General features: G+C 70.5%; 15 protein-coding genes. 6 read left to right on the top strand and 9 right to left on the bottom strand.

Annotation, left to right across the window (positions count from 1 at the left end):
- Positions 1-339: 339 nt before the first annotated feature.
- Positions 340-1,776, top strand: a complete 1,437-nt coding sequence (locus tag ACRX5W_RS15560; RefSeq protein WP_436788916.1) for a sialidase family protein — start codon at positions 340-342, stop codon at positions 1,774-1,776.
- A 70-nt stretch (positions 1,777-1,846) separates the two neighbouring features.
- Here ACRX5W_RS15560 and ACRX5W_RS15565 read toward each other — a convergent pair whose 3' ends face one another.
- The 5 genes from ACRX5W_RS15565 to ACRX5W_RS15585 all read right to left on the bottom strand — a co-directional run bounded on the left by ACRX5W_RS15565 (position 1,847) and on the right by ACRX5W_RS15585 (position 8,005).
- A complete protein-coding gene (locus ACRX5W_RS15565) occupies positions 1,847-2,860 on the bottom strand; it encodes a LacI family DNA-binding transcriptional regulator (protein ID WP_436788716.1) in 1,014 nt (337 codons plus the stop codon).
- A complete protein-coding gene (locus tag ACRX5W_RS15570; RefSeq protein ID WP_436788717.1) occupies positions 2,853-4,394 on the bottom strand; it encodes a GH1 family beta-glucosidase in 1,542 nt (513 codons plus the stop codon). Before ACRX5W_RS15570 ends, ACRX5W_RS15565 begins: the two co-directional genes overlap by 8 nt.
- Positions 4,395-4,494: 100 nt before the next feature.
- Positions 4,495-5,400, bottom strand: coding sequence for a carbohydrate ABC transporter permease (locus tag ACRX5W_RS15575; RefSeq protein ID WP_436788718.1), 906 nt, complete (start codon positions 5,398-5,400; stop codon positions 4,495-4,497).
- 5 nt (positions 5,401-5,405) lie between these two features.
- Complete coding sequence (locus ACRX5W_RS15580; RefSeq protein ID WP_436788719.1) at positions 5,406-6,395, bottom strand: carbohydrate ABC transporter permease; 990 nt, start codon at positions 6,393-6,395, stop codon at positions 5,406-5,408.
- 302 nt (positions 6,396-6,697) lie between these two features.
- Positions 6,698-8,005 carry an ABC transporter substrate-binding protein gene (locus tag ACRX5W_RS15585; RefSeq protein ID WP_436788720.1) on the bottom strand — a complete coding sequence of 436 codons (1,308 nt, stop codon included), beginning with the start codon at positions 8,003-8,005 and terminating at the stop codon, positions 6,698-6,700.
- Positions 8,006-8,766: 761 nt separating this feature from the next.
- Between ACRX5W_RS15585 and galE the strand changes: the two genes are divergently transcribed.
- Entirely contained in the window at positions 8,767-9,717 is a 951-nt protein-coding gene (gene galE / locus ACRX5W_RS15590) for a UDP-glucose 4-epimerase GalE (RefSeq protein ID WP_436788917.1), read from the top strand.
- 136 nt (positions 9,718-9,853) lie between these two features.
- Here galE and ACRX5W_RS15595 read toward each other — a convergent pair whose 3' ends face one another.
- A complete protein-coding gene (locus ACRX5W_RS15595) occupies positions 9,854-10,873 on the bottom strand; it encodes a hypothetical protein (protein ID WP_436788721.1) in 1,020 nt (339 codons plus the stop codon).
- A 209-nt stretch (positions 10,874-11,082) separates the two neighbouring features.
- Complete coding sequence (locus tag ACRX5W_RS15600; RefSeq protein WP_436788722.1) at positions 11,083-12,765, bottom strand: N-acyl-D-amino-acid deacylase family protein; 1,683 nt, start codon at positions 12,763-12,765, stop codon at positions 11,083-11,085.
- A 256-nt stretch (positions 12,766-13,021) separates the two neighbouring features.
- On the opposite strand from ACRX5W_RS15600, the gene ACRX5W_RS15605 reads away from it, so the two are divergent.
- Positions 13,022-14,086 (top strand): alpha/beta hydrolase, encoded by a 1,065-nt coding sequence (locus ACRX5W_RS15605; protein ID WP_436788723.1) that lies wholly within the window; start codon positions 13,022-13,024, stop codon positions 14,084-14,086.
- Between the two features lie 293 nt (positions 14,087-14,379).
- Here ACRX5W_RS15605 and ACRX5W_RS15610 read toward each other — a convergent pair whose 3' ends face one another.
- Together ACRX5W_RS15610 and ACRX5W_RS15615 are read right to left on the bottom strand one after the other, a co-directional pair.
- Entirely contained in the window at positions 14,380-15,576 is a 1,197-nt protein-coding gene (locus ACRX5W_RS15610; RefSeq protein WP_436788724.1) for an RNA-guided endonuclease InsQ/TnpB family protein, read from the bottom strand.
- Positions 15,577-15,899: 323 nt separating this feature from the next.
- Positions 15,900-16,289: an ATP-binding protein gene (locus ACRX5W_RS15615; RefSeq protein ID WP_436788725.1), complete on the bottom strand. Its 390-nt coding sequence runs from the start codon at positions 16,287-16,289 to the stop codon at positions 15,900-15,902.
- A gap of 298 nt (positions 16,290-16,587) precedes the next feature.
- On the opposite strand from ACRX5W_RS15615, the gene ACRX5W_RS15620 reads away from it, so the two are divergent.
- The 3 genes from ACRX5W_RS15620 (at position 16,588) to ACRX5W_RS15630 (ending at position 21,392) form a co-directional block, all read left to right on the top strand.
- Positions 16,588-17,463, top strand: coding sequence for a helix-turn-helix domain-containing protein (locus tag ACRX5W_RS15620; RefSeq protein WP_436788726.1), 876 nt, complete (start codon positions 16,588-16,590; stop codon positions 17,461-17,463).
- Positions 17,460-17,714 (top strand): DUF397 domain-containing protein, encoded by a 255-nt coding sequence (locus ACRX5W_RS15625; protein WP_436788727.1) that lies wholly within the window; start codon positions 17,460-17,462, stop codon positions 17,712-17,714. The genes ACRX5W_RS15620 and ACRX5W_RS15625 overlap by 4 nt, the downstream gene beginning before the upstream one ends.
- A 300-nt stretch (positions 17,715-18,014) precedes the next feature.
- The gene (locus ACRX5W_RS15630; protein ID WP_436788728.1) at positions 18,015-21,392 is read left to right on the top strand and encodes an AfsR/SARP family transcriptional regulator; all 3,378 of its coding nucleotides are present in this window, start codon (positions 18,015-18,017) and stop codon (positions 21,390-21,392) included.
- Positions 21,393-21,544 lie beyond the last annotated feature (152 nt).

Raw genomic sequence — 21,544 nt, forward strand, 5'->3', positions numbered from 1 at the left:
CACGGCGAGCCCAGCCGGTGCCTGCCGCAGAGCAGGCAACACCGGGGGTATCGCGAGGCGTTCATGGGCTGTGATGTGCGGCGGGCACGGGCGGGCGGACAGTAGCAGGACAACATGAACACCGGCCAGGGCCAGGCCAGTTCGAGCGGTCTTGGCGTCGTCGGCGGCCAACCGCGCCGACGAGGCGATCGTGCCGCCATAGTCTCCCTGCGTCGTTGGCCGGCTCTCCGGGACGCAACTGCCTCCCGGTGGGGCGGCGAAGCGGCCTGTGAATGGCATCGACGAAGGTGAGGAAGGCTCGTGAACCGACGTTCCAGGGCTTTACTGCGTCCGTTGTCCGTGTTCTCCGCGGCAGCCGCCCTGTTGGCCGGCGCCGCCGCGCAGCCGGCCGGTGCGGAAGAGGAGACCGGCTCGGGGCATGCCGTCGTGCGGCCGGTCTCGGGTGTCAGCCCGCTGCCCGCGGACTGCGGGGAGCCGCCGATCGACGGGTACGTGCTGAACCCCAACGCCGAAGTCCTGCCGACGGTGGCCACCGACCCGAACCGCCCGTGGCACCTGGTCACCGTGTACCAGCAGGACCGTTGGAACCGGTACGGCAGCAACGGCGCGGTCACCGCCGTGTCGGACGACTACGGCAAGACCTGGCGGCAGTCGGACAACCTGCCGCCGTTCTCGCGGTGCAACGGCGGCACGGCAGCCAACGGCGGAGACTACGAGGTCACGACCGACAACTGGGTCACGATCACCCCCTCGGGTGCGGCGATCGCCGCGTCGCTCTCTCTGTCGCGTACGGGCGAGACGACCGCCATCCTGGTGTCCCGTTCGGGTGACGGCGGCCGGACCTGGGACGCGCCGGCCACCCTCGCACGGGACGACAACGCACAGTTCTTCAACGACCGTCCGGTCGTGACCGCCGACCCGTACCACCCGGGCGTCGTCTACGCGGTGTGGGACCGCGTCGACGCCACGGACGCGGGCTGGACGCAGCCGGTGTACCTGGCCAAGTCGACCGACGACGGGCGCACGTGGACCACGAGCAAGGTGTACGACTTCCCCGACAACAGCGGGGTCATCGGAACACAGCTTGTGCCCCTCGCGGACGGCACGCTGCTGATCGGCATGCACCACGAGACGGACACCACCGCGGCCACTCAGGTCATCCGCTCGACCGACGGCGGTGCGACCTGGTCGCAGCCGACGTTGAACGTTCCGGCGCCGTTCGCGGTCGGCGTGCGCATCCCCGACCCGGACAACTCGGGTGACCCGATCCGCAACGCCTCCCTTCCGCTGCTGGCCGCCCGGCCGGGCACCGGGGTGGTCAGTGCCGTGTGGCAGAGCCAGGCGGCGGACGGCACCTTCCACATCGACTACGCGCAGTCCAAGGACGCCGGTTTGACGTGGTCCAGCCCGGTCCGGATCGACAAGACGCCCGTGGGCTCGGCGGCCGTACCGGTCGTCGCCGCGTCGCCGAACGGCACCGTGGCGGTCACCTACTACGACTTCCGCAACAACACCGCGGACCCCGCGACGCTGCCGACCGACGTCTGGGCCGTCACGTGCAAGAGCAACTGCACCCAGCCCGCATCGTGGCGTGAGCAGCACATCGAGGGGCCGTTCGACGCACGGAAGGTCCCGCTGACCAGCGCGGGACGCCTGGTCGGCGACTACTCGGGCCTGGTGTCCGTCGGCCGGTCGGCGTTCACCGCCGTGTACGGGGTCGCCACCGGCGATTCCGCGAACCCCGTGGACATCCACAGCGCGATCTTCACGGGCTGATCGCCTCACACGGCCGGCGGGGTTCGGGTCACACCGAGTCCCGTCGGCCGTTCTCGGCGGTGCCGCCGGGTCAGGTCGACGCCCGGATGACCAGGTTCGTGGGGAGGATCACCGGTTCCGCGGGGACACCCGGGATGGCCTGGTCGAGGAGGAGGCGCGTCATCCGGCGGCCCTGTTCGTGGACGGGTTGGTGGACGGTGGTCAGCGGGGGGTCGGACCAGCGTGCCGCCTCGACGTCGTCGAAGCCGATGACGGCGACGTCGTCGGGGATGCGGCGGCCGGATTCGCGCAGGACGGTCACGGCCGCCGCGGCCATCAGGTCGGATGCGGCGAAGACGGCGTCCAAGTCGGGTGCGGAGTCCAGGAGTTCGCGCATCGCGGCGGCGCCGGAACCGCGCGTGAAATCGCCGTGCGCGACGATGGGCTCGCCTTCGACGGCGTCGAGGTAGCCGGCGAGACGGTCTATGCCCGCGCACATGTCCGACGGGCCGGCGATCGTCGCGACGCGCCGGCGGCCGAGGTCGTGGAGGTAGGCGGTGGCGAGGCGGGCTCCGCCGATGTTGTCGGCGTCGACGTAGGTGATGCCGGTTTCGGAGCCCAGGGGGCGGCCTCCGACGACGACCGGAATGCCCGCCTGCACAAGGCGGTTCGGCAGACCGGCGTCGCCGTGCAGCGAGACGAGGAGCGCGCCGTCGACGTGGCCGCCGCGCAAGTAGCGTTCCAGGCGCTGCTGGTCGGCGCCCGTACGCACCATCATGAGCACCAACTGCACGTCGGTGCCGGAGAGTTCCTCGCTCACCGAGCGCACGATGCCGGTCAGGTACGGGTCGCCGAACAGGTGTGACTCCGGCTCCTGGATGACCAGGGCGACCGAGTCGGTCCGCCGGGTGACGAGCGTGCGGGCCGCGCGGTTGGGCACGTAGCCGGTCGAGGCGATCGCCGCCTCGACAGCCTCGCGGACCTGCGGGCTGACCTTGGGCGAGTTGTTGATCACCCGGGAGACGGTGGCGCGCGAGACACCGGCGACCGCGGCGACCGTCTCCAAGGTCGGCACGTCGCCTCCCGGCGGCGTCTCGTCAGTCACCCTGCGACTCCCCGTTCCCGTGTCGGCCGCGGTGGGCGGCGATGACCGATGCGTACCAGTGCGCGCTGTCCTTGAGGGTACGGTTCCCCGTCGCGAAGTCCACGCGGACGATCCCGAACCGCTTCTCGTAGCCGTACGCCCACTCGAAGTTGTCCAGCAGCGACCACACGAAGTAGCCGCGTACGCGGGCTCCTTCGGCGACCGCACGGCCGATCGCCGCCACGTGGGAGGCAATGTACGCCTGCCGCTCGGGGTCCGCGACGCGCCCGTCCGGGCCGACGGTGTCCGGGTACGCGGCGCCGTTCTCGGTCACCAGAAGCGGCAGGTCGGGGGCCTCCGAGCGGACGCGCATGATGATGTCGTACAGGCCGGTGGCGTCGACGGGCCAGTCCATCGCGGTGCGCGGCCCGGGGGCGTGCAGGAACCGGATGTCGTCGCAGGCCGGCCAGGGCGAGTGGTCGCTCACCCCGTGGCCGTCATTGCGCGGGTCGCCGGGCCTGGCACCGCCCGCGACCACCGTGGGGGTGTAGTAGTTGAGGCCCATCTCGTCGAACGGCCGGGAGATCGCCGCGAGGTCGCCGTCGCGGACGAACGACCAGTCGGTGACGTGTGTCGTGTCCCCCAGCACATCGGGCGGATAGGCACCTTGCAGCAGGGGATCGAGGAAGATCCGGTTGGCGAGGCCGTCGATGCGGCGGGCGGCGTCGACGTCGACCGCTTCGGCGGACGCGGCGCGAACCGCGGCGAGGTTCAGCGAGACGGAGATCCGGCGGTCCGACGGCAGTGCCGCGCGCAGCGCCGCCACGCCTTCGCCGTGCGCCAGCATGAGGTGGTGATGTGCCCTCAGGGCCGCTGCGGGATCGGTGATTCCGGGTGCGTGGACGCCGGAGCCGTAGCCGAGGAACGCGCTGCACCACGGCTCGTTGAGTGTTGTCCAGATGCGGACTCGGTCGCCGAGTGCCCGGCCGACGGCGTCCGCGTACTCCGCGAAGCGGCCGGCGGTGTCGCGGTTGGTCCAGCCGCCGGCGTCCTGGAGGTACTGCGGCAGGTCCCAGTGGTAGAGGGTCAGCGCCGGTTCGATGTCGTGCGCGAGGAGTTCGTCGACCAGGCGATCGTAGAACGCCAGCCCGCGCGGCTCGACCGGCCCGCCGGACTCAGGCACGACGCGTGCCCACGCGACGGAGAAACGGTAGGCGTTCAGGCCTAGTTGCCGCATCAGCGCGACATCGGTCCGGAACAGCCGGTAGTGGTCGGTGGCCACGTCGCCGGTGTCGCCGTTGTGGACGCGGCCCGGGGTGTGGCTGAAGGTGTCCCAGATGGACGGGCTGCGGCCGTCCTCCGCGACGGCCCCCTCGATCTGGTACGCGGCGGTGGCCGCTCCCCACAGGAAGTCCGCCGGCAGGCCGGCGCCCACGGCCGCGGGGTCGGTGTCGGGGGCCTGCTCACCCGGCCGGCGGGCGTCGGTCGAGTCGCGGGTTTCGGCGGGAGCGGAATCACGGGCGGGGAATGTCGCATCGTCGGCGGTCGTGCGCACGCGTCGTCCTTCTCTGTGCGGTGTTCGGACGGGGGATTCAGGTCGTGCCCGGTGCGGCTCGTCGGCGGCTCCGGCGCAGGTCGGCGGCCCGGCGGTCGGATCAGCCCTTCACCGCGCCCTGCATGATGCCGCCGACGATCTGCCGGCCCAGCAGGCCGAAGACCAGCAGCACCGGGAGGGTGCCGAGGACCGTTCCGGCGAGGATCACGGACTGGTCGGGGACGTAGCCGCCGCCGAGCGAGTTGATGGCGACCTGCACCGTGGGGTTGTCCTGGCTCAGCGCGATGATCGGCCAGAAGAAGTCGTTCCAGGTGGTCATGAACGTGAGCAGCGCCAGGACCGCCATCGCGGGGCGGGCGACCGGCAGCACGATGCTGAAGAAGATCCGGGTGTACGAGGCTCCGTCGACGCGTCCGGCTTCGATCAGCTCGTCCGGAAGGGCCTCGGAGAGGTACTGCCGCATGAAGAAGACGCCGAACGCGGTGACCAGCGTCGGCATGATCACCGCCTGGAGCTGGTTCGCCCAGCCGAGCTTGGCCATCATCATGTAGAGCGGGATGACGCCGAGCTGCGGCGGGATCATCATCGTCGCGACGGTGAACGACAGCAGCGCTCCCCGGCCCCGGAACCGCAGCTTGGCGAACGCGAATCCGGCGAGCGTGCAGGCAAGTACCGTGCCCAGGGCGACGGTTCCCGACACGATCGTCGAATTGATCAGCGCCTTGCCGATGTCCGCCTGCTCGGTGGCCGCCTCGAAGTTGTCCGTCAGCCCGCCGCCGGGCAGGAACGGCGGTGGCACCGAGTTGATTTCGGAGTCCGAGCGGGTCGCGGCGACGATCGACCAGTAGAACGGGAAGGCCGAGACGATCGTCGCCACGACCAGGATGACGTACGCCAGGACACCGCCCTGGTCGTGGCGGCGCAGCCGGCGGCGCCTGCGGCGCGGCGAATCGCCGGGTGGCGCGGGGGAGTCCGCGGTGGGGGTGGGCGCGGTGGCGGTCGACACGCGGTTCATCCCTTCTCGGCCGAAGGCTTGGCGGAAGCGGGCGCGGGCACGGCGAGCGCCTTTTTGGCGCGCTGTCGGGCGATGAGGGCGTTGACGCCGACCACGAGCACGATCAACAGGAACAGCAGCCAGGCGATCGCGGCGGCTTTGCCGAGCGAGAAGTACTGCCAGCCCGACTGGTACATGTACAGGCCCGTCGTCTGGTACTGCCGCGACGCACCGCCGTTCATCCCGGTCGTGCCGCCTTGCAGCAGCAGGGGCTCACCGAAGATCTGGAGCGCTCCGATGGTCGACACGATGATGGTGAAGATGATCGTCGGACGCAGGCCGGGCAGTGTCACGTGCCGGAACTGCTGCCAGCGGTTGGCGCCGTCGAGCATCGCCGACTCGTAGCGGTCGTGCGGGATCGCCTGCATCGCGGCGAGGTAGATCAGCGCGTTGTAGCCCGTCCACCGCCACGTCACGATCGTCGAAATGGCGATCTGTGACGGCCACTTCTCGTTGAACCAGTCGATCGGGTCGATCCCGAAGTGGCCGAGGAACCAGTTGAGCATGCCGTAGTCGCGGCCGAAGAGGCCCGCGAACACCAGCGTGGCCGCGGCCACGGAGGTCGCGTACGGCATGAGCATCGCGACCCGGAAGAACGTGCGTCCGCGCAACTTGTAGTTGAGCAGGTGGGCGAGTCCGAGAGCCAGGCAGAGCTGCGGGACGGTGGAGATGATCCCGATGGTGAAGGTGTTGCGCAGAGAGTTCCAGAAGAAGTCGTCCTGGAGGAGCGTCGAGTAGTTGTCGAAGCCCACCCACGCCATGTCGTCCGGGTTCTGGAGCTGGACTTTGTGGAGCGAGACGTAGCCGGTGTAGATCAGCGGGAACAACCCGAACGCCGCGAAGAACACGAAGAACGGGGCGATGAAGGCGTACGGCGCGGTTTTGGTGCCGCGCCGCCGCCACAGCTGACGGCGGGTCAGCAGCTTGGCGGGGGACATGACGGCCATACGGGGGCGTCCTCGCGGTCGAGGGGAGCGGGGGCGGGGGCGGGTGGCGGCTGTGCGGCGGTGCCGCAGCGGGCCGGGGCCGACGTACCGGATCGGTGGTCGGCCCCGGCGCTGGTTGCGGTCCGCGGTCGGGGAGCGGCGTGCCCTGACCGGGGCCGCGACGCGACGGAACGTGTGCGGCGTGCCGCACCCGTATCGGGGGCGGGGGCAGCATGCCGGGCGTGCACGCGTTCCGTCACGCGGCCTGATGGGCAGTCAGGTCGATTGGGGGTTCATCGGCCTGACGGTGCCTCAGGTCGGCGTCAGCCCAATGCGGCCTTCACCGAGGACTTCGCGTCGTTCCACGCGTCGTCGGGCTTACGCCCCTGTGCCTCGACCGAGTTCAGCGCGTTCTGGATCGCGACCTTGACGTCGTTGTCGCGCACACCAAGCGTCTGCACGGGCATGGTTTGCGCGGCCTGGCTGAAGATTTGGCCGATCGGCGCGTTGTTGAAGTACGGGTCGGTCGTGCCGGCGACCTGGGATATGGCCGTCGTCCGCGAGGGGAACGAGCCGCGCTTCTCGAACAGCTTCACCTGCTGTTCCTTCGCCGTCAGCCACTGGAGCAGGTCGTACGCCTCCTTCGGGTGCTTGGCACCCTTGGGGATCGCGAGGTACGAACCGCCCCAGTTGCCGGTCGCACCCGGCGCGGCGGCCACGTCCCACTTGCCCGACGCCTCGTCGCCGGCCTTCTCCTTGATGTAGCCGATCATCCACGACGGGCACGAGACCGTCGCGAAGCCGCCCTTCGAGAACGCCTGGTCCCAGTCGGTCTGGAACTGCACGAGCTTCGCGCTGAGCTTGTCCTGCGCGGCCTTCGCGGCGAGGTCGAACGCGTTCCTGACGGCCGGGTTGGTGTCGTAGATCAGCTTGCCGGCCGCGTCGTAGTAGAAGGTCTGCTGCTGGCCGATCATGGCGTTGTACATGCCGGTCACGCTGTCCATGTACGCCGTGCCGTTCGGCGCCTTGGCCGCGAACCGGCGTCCGACGTCGAGGTACCCCTCCCACGTCGACCACTCCTGGGCCAACTGGTCGCGCGAGGTGGGGAGTCCGGCCTGCTGGAACAGGTCGGTGCGGTAGCAGATCGCCATCGGGCCGATGTCGGTGCCGAGGCCGAGGACCCTGCCGTCCGTGGTGGTGGCGGCCTTGGACTTCCACTCCAGGTATTCCCCGGTCTGCGTGTTCGCGCCCAGGGTGTTCAGGTCGACCCACTTGTCGGCCTGGTTCTGCACGACGTCGCGGATGCGGCCGACCTCGATGCCCTGGATGTCGTCGAGGTCGCCCCCGCCGCCGAGCCGCGTCTGGAGGGCGGGCCAGTAGACCTCCTCCTTCTGCGTGGAGTTTTGCTTGATGTCGATGTTCGGGTGGAGCCTCTCGTACTCCTCGTAGAGGCCGGCTTCCTCGAAGCCGAACGACCCGAACAGGCCGACAGAGAGCGTGATCTTGCCGTCCGAGGAGCCGCCCCCGGACGAGTCGTCGTCATCGGAGCCGCAGCCGGCGAGGACGGAGCCGGCGAGGACGGCGGCGCACAGGGCGGCGAGCGCTCTGGACCGGCCGGAGGGCAAACGCATGGAGGGACCTCCTGGAGACGGGCGGGGCGAGTTCGGGCGTGCGGGGGTTCACGGCGCAGCGCGGGGTGCGCGTGCCGGACTGCTGGCCGTGCTGGAGGTGCTTGAGGTGCTGGAGGTGCTGAGGTGCTGAGGTGCTGAGGTGCGAATGTTGCGGCGGTGCTCGTCTGCTGGTGCTGCGGTGCGTGCTGCGGTGCGTGCGGTGGTGCCCTGCGTGGTGCCGTGCGTGGTGCGGGCGTGCTGTTCCGCAGTGCTGCGGGCATGCGAAAGTGCAGGTCGAAGCGTGTGCGGGTGAATCGGTGCCCCGGACGTGCGGGCAGGGCGGAGCACCGTGGCAAGCGCTCCCGGGACCTCTGTGAGAGCGCTCTCACACCTCAGGAGATTGGCGGCATCCGAAGGCCCTGTCAAGGCATCGGACGCCGTCTGCTCCCCCGCGTGATGCACTCGTGACCGAAGGGGGAGCCGCCCGCCGGAGCGGGGTTCGCCGACGGCCGGGAGCCTTTCCCGGCAGGTCGGTTCGATCGTGTTCATGCACAACCGGGCGTTTGTCGCCGGTTCACAAACCCGCCGCGACGAACACCTCGTCGCAATCGGGAATTCGTACGGCCGACCCCACGAAATGCCTTCGGGCCGCCCGAATTCCGGGGCGAAACTCGCCCGCCGTCGGCGTAACCGCGGCCGACACCACGGCTTTTCTCAGCGCGCTCTCACACCGGTCGCCCATGCTGGACACGCCCCACCCGTACGACGACGGAGGCCCCTTGATGCGACTGCTCGTGACCGGCGGTGCCGGATACATCGGTTCGGTGACCACGGCTGTGCTGCAGGAGGCCGGCCACGAGGTCACGGTCCTCGACGATCTCTCCACCGGCCACCGCGACGCCGTCCCTCCCGAAGCGGACTTCGTCGAAGCCGACGTGACCGACGCCGGACGCGTGCTCGGCGCCCGACGCTTCGACGGCGTCCTCCACTTCGCCGCCCGATCTCTCGTCGGGGACTCCGTCGCCGACCCAGCCCCCTACTGGCGCACCAACGTCGCGGGCACCCTCGCTCTCGCCGACGCGGCCCGCGAGCACGGCGTGCCGCGCTTTGTTTTCTCCTCGACGGCGGCGGTCTACGGAGACCCCGTCACCACGCCCATTTTGGAAGTGGCCGAAACTCGCCCCACCAATCCGTACGGCGCGAGCAAACTCGCCGTCGACCACCTGCTGACGTCGTACGCCCACGCGTACGGCCTCGCCGCCGTCTCGCTGCGCTACTTCAACGTCGCGGGCGCCCACGCCGGCCTCGGCGAACGCCACACGCGCGAGACGCACCTCATCCCGCTCGTCCTCCAGGTCGCGCAGGGGCGCCGCGAGCACATCGCCGTGTACGGGACCGACTGGCCGACCCCCGACGGCACATGTGTCCGCGACTACATCCACGTCGCCGACCTGGCCCGCGCCCACCTGCTCGCGCTCGACGCGGCGATGCCCGGCCACCACGAGATCTGCAACCTCGGCAACGGCGTCGGCTTCTCCGTCCGCGACGTGATCGACACCGCGCGGCGCGTCACCGGCCATCCGATTCCGGCCACCGAGGCCCCGCGCCGTGCAGGCGACCCGGCCGTCCTCGTCGCCTCCGCCGACCGCGCCCGGACCATCCTCGGCTGGAAACCCGACCTGCCCGACCTCCGCCGGATCATCGGCGACGCGTGGGAGCTCCTGCACGACTGACCGCGCAAAAACTGAAGGGCGCCCGGCCAAGGGCGCCCTTCAAAGCGAACTACACAGGTTCGCGAGCACGCTTACTGTACCGGACCCGGCCCGGGAGGGTCCTCTCGCGCTCCCGACCGGGCCGCCCTCGCGTCGGTCACAGCTGCTTCTCCGCCGCGAGCCGGCGAGCTCGGACGGCAGGGTGCCCCCTCGTGCGGGCTGTCCGGGCTGCCGAGAGTGCCTGGCTGCCGAGTCGGGCGGGTGGGCGGTGCGGGGACCTGGTGGGTGCGAAGGTGGTGGGGACGACGACTCGGGTGATTCCGCATGCCGCCGTCGCAGCGACCGCGGTGGCCGCCGAGAGCGTGGTCGCCGGGGCCGATTCCCGCCGGGCCGCGGCGCTGCGGAGTTCCGTGGGTTTGACGAAGTCGGCCACCGCAGCGACCACTTCGGGGGTGTAGGGGTCGCGCTGCGGCCAACCATCGGAAGGGGTTTGGGTTTTGGGGGCGGGGGCATTCGTCCGCCCGCCGGTCGCGTGGGCGAACTCCTGTCGGGCGAATTTGAGCAGCTGCCGGGCCCGGAGAATTCGTGCCCTGCGCAGGACCTGCTTTTCCTGGGCGAGGGAAGCCTCGGACTTCCATGCGACGTCGAACTTGACCCGGGCCTTGCGGAATCCGGGGTTCGCCTCGGCGCCGACATAATCGCGGGCACCGCCGTGGGTGAAGAACCTGCTGTAGAGCGCGCCGTGGTCGTGGTGTTTCACCTCGCCGATCCAGGTGCGGTACTGCGCGCTGGGAATTTCGCCTTTCACCCAGGACTTGTCCATGAGTTCATGCGATGCGGTGTTCAGCGGGCGGTGGCCGACGTAGTGGTATCGGGGGGCTGATCCGGCTTTGCGGCGCTCGTACTCCTCGATGATCTGCGGCCACTCGTCGGCGGAGATCGTGCGGGCCAGGCGGGACGCGAAGCTGGTGCGTTCGTACAGCTCCCGCCCCGTGACCGGAGCGGAGGTCTGCGGTCCCGTCATCGTTTCGAGTTTCGCGAGCCGAACTTTTCGACCGTACGGTGCGACGCGTTCCGGATGGATCACGGAGAGCGACGGGCGCGGGCCGCGGCCCATTTTGTTGAGTGTCCGCAGGGCGGCGATCCCGGTCTTGTAGAGGAAGACGCGACGCCGCATGATGCGGGTTTCCCAGGCTGTTCGGTAATCGCTCGTCGACCATGCGTCACCGACAAGCTTTTTGGCATCACTGCGCCGCACGTGTGATCCGTGGATTTCTCTGAGTCGGCAAAACGCCAGTCATACCCCACGGTTGATCGTTTCGGTGGAACGCCGCGCCAGGTGGACAGACGCGCGGCCATGGATGTGCGCCTGACCCGGCCGGCGGGTCAAGCCCCTGTGGGCCGCCTCGGCACGCGGAGCACGTGGCCCGGCAGGGCCGCATCGGGCGCGTGGACGCCGTCGATACGCGTGGGTGTGCCGTTGACCAGGATGTGGCGGATGCCGGTGGGGCGGTCCGCGGTGAGGCGTTCGCCGCCCGCGGGGAAGTCGCGGATGCGGCGTGTCGGGCCGGGCGAGATGGTGGCCGGGTCGAAGACGACGATGTCGGCCCAGTTGCCGGGGCGCAGATAGCCGCGGTCGGTGAGGCCGAGGAGGTCGGCCTGCACGCCGGTGAGCCTGCGTACGGCGGTTTCGATCGGCATCAGCGAGCGCTCGCGCACCCACGCGCCCAGGAAGTCGGTGGCCTGCGGCGCGTCGCACAGTTGGCCCACGTGCGCGCCCGCGTCGGAGAGCCCGAGCGTGCAGTGCTCCTCCGTGAGGATGCCGAGGAGGGCGTCGGTGTCGTCGTTGGCGATGACGCACCGCACCCGGAGGGTCAGTTCGGCGTCGTCGAGGGCGAGGTCGAGCAGGGCGTCCAACGGGTCCCCCGCCCCCATTTCGGCGGCGGCGTCGGTGAGCCTGCGGCCGACGAACTCGGGGTGCGCGGCGGACTCGTCGATCGTGTACGTCTCCCACCGCGGCACGAGAGCCGCCCCCTCCGCCTGCCAGGCCGCCCGGGCCTTCTCGCGGAACGCGGGGTCGGCGTACGCGGCACGCCGTTCGTCCGGCCCGCCCGCCATCAGCCCGCCGAACACCGGATTGGCGTTGAGCGCGAACGGGTCGGCGAGGGAGAAGGAGAACGTGACCGGCCGAGGAGTCACCTGCGGCCACACCTGCGCGCCCTTCGCCCAGCCCGCGCGGTGGACTTCGAGGAGGTGTTCGTGTGCGCGCGACGGCGTGGTCAGGAGCGCGGTGAAGGTGAACGGCACGCCGACGGACGGCTGGAGGTCGTACAGGTCGGCCGCCGGCACCAGTCCGCCCGGGGCGAACGCGACCACGCCGCGCCGTTCTTCGCGGACCACCGCGAGCAGCGCGTCGATCTCCGCGCGGTCCGCGAGGCGCGACGGCACGGGTTTGCCGTCGATGCCGCGGTGAGTCGGCAGGAAGCTGGTCGCGAAGCCGGCCGCGCCCGCGCGCAGGGAGTCGCGCAGCACATCCGCCATGGCCGCCGATTCCTTCGCGTCGGCGGCGCGTTCGTACGCGTCCAGGCCCATGGTGTGGAGCCGAAGCGCGGTGTGGCCGACGTACGCCGCGAAGTTGAGGCCGACGCCGCGCCGCTCGACGGAGTCGAGGTAGCTCGGGAAGTCGTCGAAGTCCCAAGGGATTCCGGCGGTCAGCGTGGCGACGTCCATGTCCTCGACGTTCTCCAGCGTGCGCGCCACGGCGTCGCGGTGCTCGGGGCGCGTCGGGGCAAGCGAGAAGCCGCAGTTGCCGGCCACGACGGTGGTGACGCCGTGGAAGCAGGAGGGGGTCATCGCCGGATCCCAGAACACCTGGGCGTCGTAGTGGGTGTGGATGTCGATGAAGCCCGGGGTCACCACGTGGCCGGACGCGTCGAGCGTGTGGCGGCCTGGGAGGCGGTCGCCGATGGCGGAGATGCGGCCCCCCGTGACGGCGACGTCGGCGGGGTACGGCGCCGAGCCCGACCCGTCGACGACGGTCCCACCGGTGATCACCAGGTCTGCGGTCATGCCGGGCGTCCTTATCGTCGTGGGCGTCGGGAGGCGCACCTGCGGTTCACACGGGAAAGCCCGTGCGGATCCCCGCAGTTGGCCCCGACCTGAGATCACATTAGGGACGCCTTGCCGTCGGTTTCAACGGGCTCGGCCACCTGTCGCGACCACGGCCGGGGCAGCGCGGGGTGTCGGCGTGTGAACTGCGTCATGACGGGCCTCGGGACGTGTGTGGTGTCATCAGGGGACGGATCCCGGGAGGTCGGACGCCCACATGCGCCACAACGTCGGGCCGGCGCAGTCGGCGAAGACAGCCGCGTCGGCCGAGCAGCAAGCCGAGCGCCACGTCGGGCGCGGCGTCGACCACGAAGTCGGACGTGAAGCCGGGGAACCGCCCGGCTCGGCCGATCCGGTGTGGGGTCCCGTGTCCGCCCCCGCCCTCCCGTCCGTGGAGCCGGTGTGCCACGACGTCGCGGGCGTACCGATCTCCGGGCTGCTCGCGCGGCCGGTCCGCTCGCCCGGTCGCGGCACGATCCTGGCCCTGCACGGCGGCGGCTCGCGCGCGGCGTACTGGCACCGCGACAGCGCCGCCGACACGTCGCTGCTCCTGCTCGGCGCGTCGCTCGGCTGGTCGGTGCTCGCGATCGACCGGCCCGGGTACGGCGCCTCCGCCGGTCTCGCGCGCGAGGTCCAGGACCTCGACCACCAGGCCGACCTGGTGTTCCGGCTCATCGCCATGCTGCCCGGGCTGCTCGGGGACGACTTCGGGCCCGGGGTCTTCCTCGCGGGCCATTCGATGGGCGGCATCCTCGCGCTGCGCATGGGCGGGCGCGAGGAAGGCCTCGGGCTGTTCGGCGCCGCGGTGGGCGGTGTGCCGCTGCGCTACACGCCGGGAAAGGCGCAGGCGATGGCCGGGGTGTCGGAGGACGTCGAGCACGCGCCGCCGCTGCGCGGACCGAGCACGGCATTCGAGACGTACTTCGGGCCTGTGGGGTCGTACGACCCGGCGCTGCGCACGCGCGAAGGGCGCATCCTCGCGCGGATTCCCATCGCGGAGTTCATCGACGCGAGGGACGCGCCGCTCACGCTGCCCGGCACGATGGGCAAGGTGCGGGTGCCGGTGCACTGGACGGCCGCCGAGTTCGAGGCGTCCAACGCGGCCGGTCCCGAGACGCTGCCCGAGGTCGGGCAACTGCTCGCGCAGGCACCGCGCGTGGAGTTGCACACCCATCCCGGGGTGGGGCACAACATCAGCCTGCACCACGCCGCGAGGGCGTATCACCTGCGGGTGATCGCTTTCGCGGAGGAGTGCCGCTCGGACGCGGTGTTGCCGGTGTGACGGTGTGACGGTGTGACGGTGTCCAGGGTCGCTGCGGTTCCGGGGACCTGTCGAGGGCCCGTCGGTCGGCCCGCCGCGTCACTTGCCGAGTGCGGCGGCGCCGGTTCGTTGCCCGGCCGGTTCGGGAGCGTCGCGGACGCGGTCGTCGACCGCGCGGATGGCCGATGCCGTCGACACTGCGCCGGCACGCGACGCCCGCCCGCCTCGCGCCCGCGTCTTGCGTGGGATCTTGACTTCCTCCCCCTCGTAAACGAGGGGGAGTCCCCTCGGCCTCGCGGCCGAGCCACCGCGCGTCAGCGCGGCGGTCGGGACCTTTCCTGCTTCACCGACGACCGCCCCGTCCGGGAGGACTCCCGTTGAGGTCTCACACCGTCTCCACAGGCGGCAACCGCCAGCCCGGCGGCCAGAATGTTGTTCGCGGCATTCACGTCGCGGTCATGGACCACGCCGCATCCGCACGTCCACTCGCGGACGTTCAGCGGGAGCTTCTCCCGGATGGTTCCGCACGCCCCGCACAGCCTGGAGCTGGGGAACCAGCGGTCGACCACGACGAGTTCGCGCCCGTACCAGGCGCACTTGTACTCCAGCATCATCCGCATGTCCCGCCACGCCGCGTCCGAGATCGCGCGGGCCAGCTGGCGGTTCTTGACCATGTTGCGGACGGTCAGGTCCTCGATCACGACCACTTGATTCTCATGGACGAGCCGAGTCGTCAGCTTGTGTAGGAAGTCCCGTCGCCGGTCGGTGATCCGCGCGTGGACGCGGGCGACCTTCACGCGGGCTTTCGCACGGTTGTTGGAGCCCTTCGCCTTGCGGGACAGTTCCCGCTGCGCTCTGGCGAGGCGGGCGCGGTCGCGGCGCTCGTGCTTCGGGTTGGCGATCGCCTCCCCGGTGGAGAGCGTCACCAGCGAGGTGATGCCCGCGTCGATGCCGACCACGCTGTCGGTGGCCGGTGCCGGGGCGATGGTGTCGTCGCACAGCAGCGACACGAACCAGCGTCCGGCCGGATCACGGGACACCGTCACGGTGGTGGGCGTCACCCCTTCGGGCAGGGGACGCGACCAGCGGATGTCCAGCGGTTCGGACATCTTCGCGAGTGTGAGTTTCCCACCGCGCCAGGTGAACGCGGAACGGGTGTACTCCGCCGACGCGCGGGACCTCTTCCGCGACTTGAACCGAGGGTACTTCGCACGCCGGGCGAAGAAATTGCCGAACGCCGCCTGGAGGTGCCGCAACGCCTGCTGCAACGGAACGCTCGACACCTCGCCGAGGAACGCCAGTTCACCAGTCTTCTTCCACGCCGTCAGCGCGGCCGACGACTCCACGTACGAGACACGGCGCTGCTCGCCGAACCACGCGCGCGTGCGTTCCTCCAGGGCCTTGTTGTAGACGAGACGGACACAGCCGAACGTACGCGACAGCTCCGCCGCCTGCTCGCCGGTGGGGTAAAAGCGGTACCGAAACGCCCGCTTGACCGACAACTGCCCCATACCTCACAGACTATCAGCTTCCGTGTGAGACGCGGGCGTTCGCGTTTCGCTGTGCTGAAAGCCGAACCGCCCGGAGGCGGTTCGGCTGCCTTGTCCTGCTCCGCAGGGGTCTGTTTCCTCCCCGGCCTGAAGGCCGGGGTATCCACGGAGGAATCCGATTAGGTCCCGTTCGAGTCAGCTGATTTCGCCTGCCGTGGGTGGACCGTCCCATGACCCGTCTGCGATCTGCCGTGCCCGCTGAGGCTGTTCGCCTGCGAGATCGTTGCCACCGTGATCCTGCCGCCTCGAAACACCTGGGGAAATCACCGGATCAGGTGAATTCGTCAGCCGGTGCGGAGAGTGAACCACACCGTTTTTCCGTGCGGTTCCGCGTCCACGCCCCAGGTGTGGGCGAGGCATTCGATGAGTTTAAGGCCGCGTCCGAATTCGTCGTCCGCGTCGCCGCCGTGCTTGATCGGCAATCGGGTGCAGGCGTCCCGGACTTCGACGCGCAGGTACGGCCCGTGGTGGCGCAGCGTCAATAAATGCCAGGCCCCCGGCCCGACGTGGAGCAGGACGTTGGTGAGCAGTTCGCTCAGCAACAGCGCTGTGGTGTCGGCGAGTTCGTGCATACCCCACTCGTGGAGGACGCGTTCGGCCTCTCTGCGGGTGAGCCGGACGCCCCGGTCCGACGCCGCGAGTTCAACGCTGAAGTGACGGACGTCTTCCGCCATCACCGGCATGGTCATCCTCCGAAGGGACGCGCAGGGCGTGCGCCGAAAACGGGTCGGACGGTCGGAAAACCGCGACCGAGCGCGACCTGTTGACGGCGGTGAGTCAGATCGGGGATTCAGCGTGCCCTGACACCACTGAGCCTGCAACTCCCATTCTTGGATTGGCTGTTCTTTTCTCAATGTGGCCACGAAGCGCGTCATCGTGGTGCACACTGTCCCCCCATCCCGGCCGCGAAATCCAGTCGGCTCAGCCGGATTCCCGTCCGGTTCCATCCTCGGATCACCTCGGAGGCGCACCGTGGCCTTAGCCCCCAACCCCACTGTCCGCCAGCGCCGGCTCGGCACCGAACTCCGCAGGCTCCGCGAGATGTGCGGGCTCAGCCTGGAGGACGTCGCGCTGCGCCTCGAATGCTCGGACTCCAAGGTCAGCCGCATCGAATTGGGCCGCAGCGGAGTCCGGCCGGTCGACCTGCGCATCCTGCTCGACCTGTACGGCGTCGGCGACGAGACCGAGCGCGAAGCGCTGCTCACGCTTGCCCGGGAGGCGAAAAAGCGTGGCTGGTGGCGCAGTTACTCGTCGGTGCTGCCACCGTCGTACACCGAGCTCCTCAGCCTGGAGGCCGACGCCGCCGGCATGCGCGGCTTCGAACTCTCTCTGGTGCCGGGGCTGTTGCAGACGCCCGACTACGCCCGTGCGGTCATCTCGTCGGTGCGCGGTGACCTTTCGCCCGACGAGGTCGACACTCTCGTGCGGGTGCGCGCCGAACGCCAGGCGATCCTCGACCGCACCGGCCCGGACGGCGAACCGGCGTTCCAGCTCACGCTGGTGCTCGGCGAAGCCGTGTTGCGCCAGGTCGTCGGCGGGCGGGAAAGCATGCGCGCGCAATTGGCGTACCTCGCCGAGGCGTCGCAGCGGCCGAACATCCGTATTCAGGTACTGCCGTTCACGTGCGGCGCGCACCCCGCCATCGAAGGGGCTTTCGCCATCATCGATTTCCCCGCGCTGTCGGATCTGGACGTCGTGGTCGTCGACACGCGCATGAGTAGCCTCTATCTCGAAGAGCCCGACCAGGTCCGGGTCTACCAGCGGATGTTCGACGACATCCGCGCCTCCGCGCTTTCCTACGGGGACTCCTCGTCCTTGATCGAGCACGCCGCAAAGGAATTGTCTTGAGCAACGCACAGCACGATCCAGTACTCCGCACCGAGTCCGATGCGGACGACGTCACCGCAGATCAACCGGGTCTGCCGTGGCACCGCAGCACGTACAGCGGTGGCGCCAACAACTGTGTGGAAGCCGCCGGGGCACCCGCATGCATCCGCGTCCGCGATTCCAAGCGCCTTCCCGGCCCGGTGCTCGCGGTGGCTTCCGCGGCGTGGTGCGTATTCCTTGGCGAGACGCGTGCCGAGGGGCCGGTCGGCTGAGTTTCCGTCGATCAGAATTCACTCGTAAGCGTGATGGCCTTTCCCCGAAAGTGTGAATTTCGGTGATGATCGTTTTAGTGCTCGCCGGTTCCTGAAACGGCCCGCCGAGTCGCACGGGAGAGCGGGCCCGCACCCCAAGCGGCGACCCCCGCGCGCACGCGCCGAAACGTCGCCCGCCCACCGGGCACGGCGACAACGACCCGTCCGGGGCGACGACAGCCGAAGGTCTTCGGGCGCGGGCATGGGCGTCGGCGCGGTCCCTCGGACACGGTCCTCCGTGTCACCTGGGAGAGTGGGGGTGTGCATGTCTCGGTGTTGGGCCCGTTGCTCGTGCGGGACGACGAAGGGGAAGCCGTCACGGTCTCCGGCGCTCGCCTGCGCCTGCTGTTGACCCGTCTCGCGCTCGACGCCGGCCGGCCGGTCCCGACCGAAAGCCTGGTCGACGCGGTCTGGGAGCGGGACGGGCCGGCAGGCGCGGCCAATGCCCTTCAATCGCTGGTCTCGCGCCTGCGCCGCATGCTCGGTGCCGAGGCGGTCACCTCCGGCCCCGCCGGCTACACCCTCGCCCTCGACCCCGGCGCCGTCGACGCACACCAGTTCGAACGCGTGGTCGCACGGGGACGGCGGCTCCTCGCCGAGGGAGACCCGGCAGCCGCCGAGAGCGCTCTCACCGAGGCCCTCGGGCTGTGGCGCGGCGCCGCACTCGCCGACGCCCCGGCCGCGTCCTTCGCCGTCGGCCCCGCCACGCGCCTCGAAGAGCTGCGCCTCACCGCGATCGAAGACCGCGCGGACGCGCGGCTGCGCCTCGGTCGGGCCCCCGACGTCGTACCGGAACTCGAAGAGCTCGCGACCGAACACCCGCTGCGCGAACGCCTGCACGCGCTGTTGATGGCCGCGCTCGACGCCGTCGGCCGCCGCGCCGACGCGCTCGCGGTCTACCGGGCGGTGCGGGGTCACCTGGCCGACGAGCTGGGGATCGACCCGTCGCCGGAACTCGACGCCGCATACCTCGCCGTCCTGCGGGGGGAGCGGAGCGTACGCCCGGACCAGGCGGCTGCCGCCCCCGGAAACCCAGCCGCCTCCGACGCGCACATGCCACCGCCCGACCGGCGGGACTCATCCGCCGCCGGCACCGCGCTCACCGGCGCCACCGACACCGGCAACCCCGCAGGCGCCCCGGCGACCGCAGCCGACGAGGCGCCGGCCTCTCCGCCCCCGGCCGCCACCAACCTCACCGCCCGCCTCACCAGCTTCGTCGGCCGCGACTCCGACAGGGGGCGGCTCGCCGACATGCTGCGGCAGGCGCGCCTGGTCTCGGTCGTCGGACCGGGCGGCGCGGGCAAGACCCGACTCACCGTCGAGACCGGCGCCCGGCTCCTGCCGGATTTCCCGGGCGGTGTGTGGTTCGTCGAGCTCGCCTCCGTGCACGACCCCGCCGACATCCCGCAAGCCGTGCTCGCCGCACTCGGCCGCCGCGACGTCGGAGTCATCACGGTCGGCATGGTCGAGACCCAGGTCGGCGGAACCCCCGGTCGCGACGCGCTCGACCGCGTCGCCGAAATCCTCGCCGGGCGACGGCCCACGCTGCTGATCCTCGACAACTGCGAACACCTCGTCGCGTCCGCCGCCGCGGTTGCTGACGTTCTGCTCACCGAGGCGCCCGCGCTGCGCGTCCTCACCTCGACCCGGGAACCTCTCGGTATCGACGGCGAACTCCTCTATCCCCTGGGACCGTTGTCGCTGCCGTCCGACAGCGGCGATGTCGCCGCCGCGCTGGAGTCGCCCGCTGTACGGCTGTTCGCCGATCGGGCCCGCGCGGTACGGCCCAGCCTCGTCATCGACGCGGCGAACATCGGCGCCGTCACCGAGATCTGCCGCCGCCTCGACGGCATGCCGCTGGCGATCGAACTCGCCGCCGCCCGAACGCGGTCGCTCACCCCGACGCAGATCGCCCGGCGCCTCGACGACCGTTTCCGCCTGTTGACCGCCGGCAGCCGTACGGCGATGCCTCGGCACCAGACACTGCGCGCGGTCGTGGAGTGGAGCTGGGACCTCCTTGAGCCGCGCGAACAGGCTTTGCTGCGCAGGCTTTCGGTGTTCGCGGGCGGTGCGACGCTGGATGCCGCGGAGACCGTCCTCGCCGATCCCGGCGGCGAACTCGTCGACAGAGACGACGTGTTGGACCTGCTGTCGGGGCTCGTGGACAAATCGCTCGTGGACATGTTCGGCACCGGCGAACCGCGCTACCGCATGCTGGAGACCATCGCGGCCTTCGCCGCCGAACGCCGGGACGACACGGGCGCGGACGCCGGAGTTGCCCGCCGCCACCTGGAGTGGTGCTTCGAACTCCTCGAACGCACCAACCCGATGCTGCGCACCGGGGAACAGCTTGACGGCTTCGCGGCCATCTCCGAGGAACACGACAACATCGCCGTCGCGCTGCGCTTCGCGATCGACAACCGCGACGCGCCTTCCGCGGTGCGGCTCGTGGCTCTCATGGGTTGGTACTGGGCGGTGCGCGGCTACCACCGCGAAGCCGCGGCTTGGCTCCGCGACGCGCTGGCGCTTCCCGTGGAGGCCCCCGACCCCGACCCCGAACCGCGGGTCCTGGCCATGTGGTTCCTCGGTATCACGCTGGTGAGTTCGGGCGAGGAGTCCGAGGGGCTGCGCTGGCTGATGCGAGGCCGCTGGGCACTCCGCCACCTCCCGGGGAACCCGCTGAACCCGCTTCTGGACTTGGTCCGGGTGATGTCCGCCGGGCTGCGCGACTTCACCCGGGGGACAACGGAGGAGATCGACACGGTCGCGGAGCACGGCGAGCCCTGGATCCGCGCGGTCGCCGACCTCATGGGAGGTCATCTCGCGATCAACATCGGACGCGGCGAGGACGGAGTGCGCAGACTCGCGCAGGCTCGGGCCCGGTTCCTCGAACTCGGCGACCGCTGGGGCCGTTCCTCCGCCGCCGGCGGCCTGTCGGAGGTCTATCGCTTCACCGGGAGGTTCCAGGAAGCGCTTGCCGCCCTCGACGAATGCCTCGAACTCATCGGCCGGCTCGGCGCGGTCGAAGACGTTCCGCTGCTGTTGTCCCGGCGCGGGACGCTCCGCCTGCGCATGGGCGACGAGGCGGGTGCGCGGGCCGACATGAACAAGGCACTGGAGGTGGCCGAGGAGGGCGAGACCGCCGGCGGCCTTGTGCTGGCGTACGCGTGGGCGGGCGACATGGCCCGAATCCTCGGGGACCGCGACGAGGCCCGGCTGCACTATGCGCGAGCCGAGGAGGAGCTGCCGAGGACGCGGTCGGTGCCGTTCCAGATGGTGGCGTGCCTCCAGGTGAGCCTCGCCTACTTCGCGGATCTCCCGGCGGAGCGCGGCAAGGCCCGTCTCGCGCTGGACGCGGCGCTGGCCGCCGCCCTCGACGGCCGGGACATGCCGATCGTCGCGACCGTCGGCGAGGGCCTGGCGTGGTACGCGTTCCACGACGGCGCTCCGGTGCGAGCAGCCGAACTGCTCGGCGCGTCGGTCGCGGTGCGCGGACACCGGGACCTGGCCAGCCTGGACGCCGAGCGCGTGACGAACGAGGTACGGGCCGCGTTGTCGCAGGAGGAGTACGACAAGGCCTTCGCCCGGGGCGCGGCATTGTCCCAGCAGGCGGCCGTAGAGCTGATGAAGCGAAGCTGACGCACCGTCAGGCGACGTGCGTCGGGGGGGGGGGGGGGGGGGGGGGGGGNAGGTACGGGCCGCGTTGTCGCAGGAGGAGTACGACAAGGCCTTCGCCCGGGGCGCGGCATTGTCCCAGCAGGCGGCCGTAGAGCTGATGAAGCGAAGCTGAC

The organism is Yinghuangia sp. YIM S10712 (genome assembly GCF_051388935.1).
In the GTDB taxonomy this organism is placed as follows: Bacteria; Actinomycetota; Actinomycetes; order Streptomycetales; family Streptomycetaceae; genus Yinghuangia.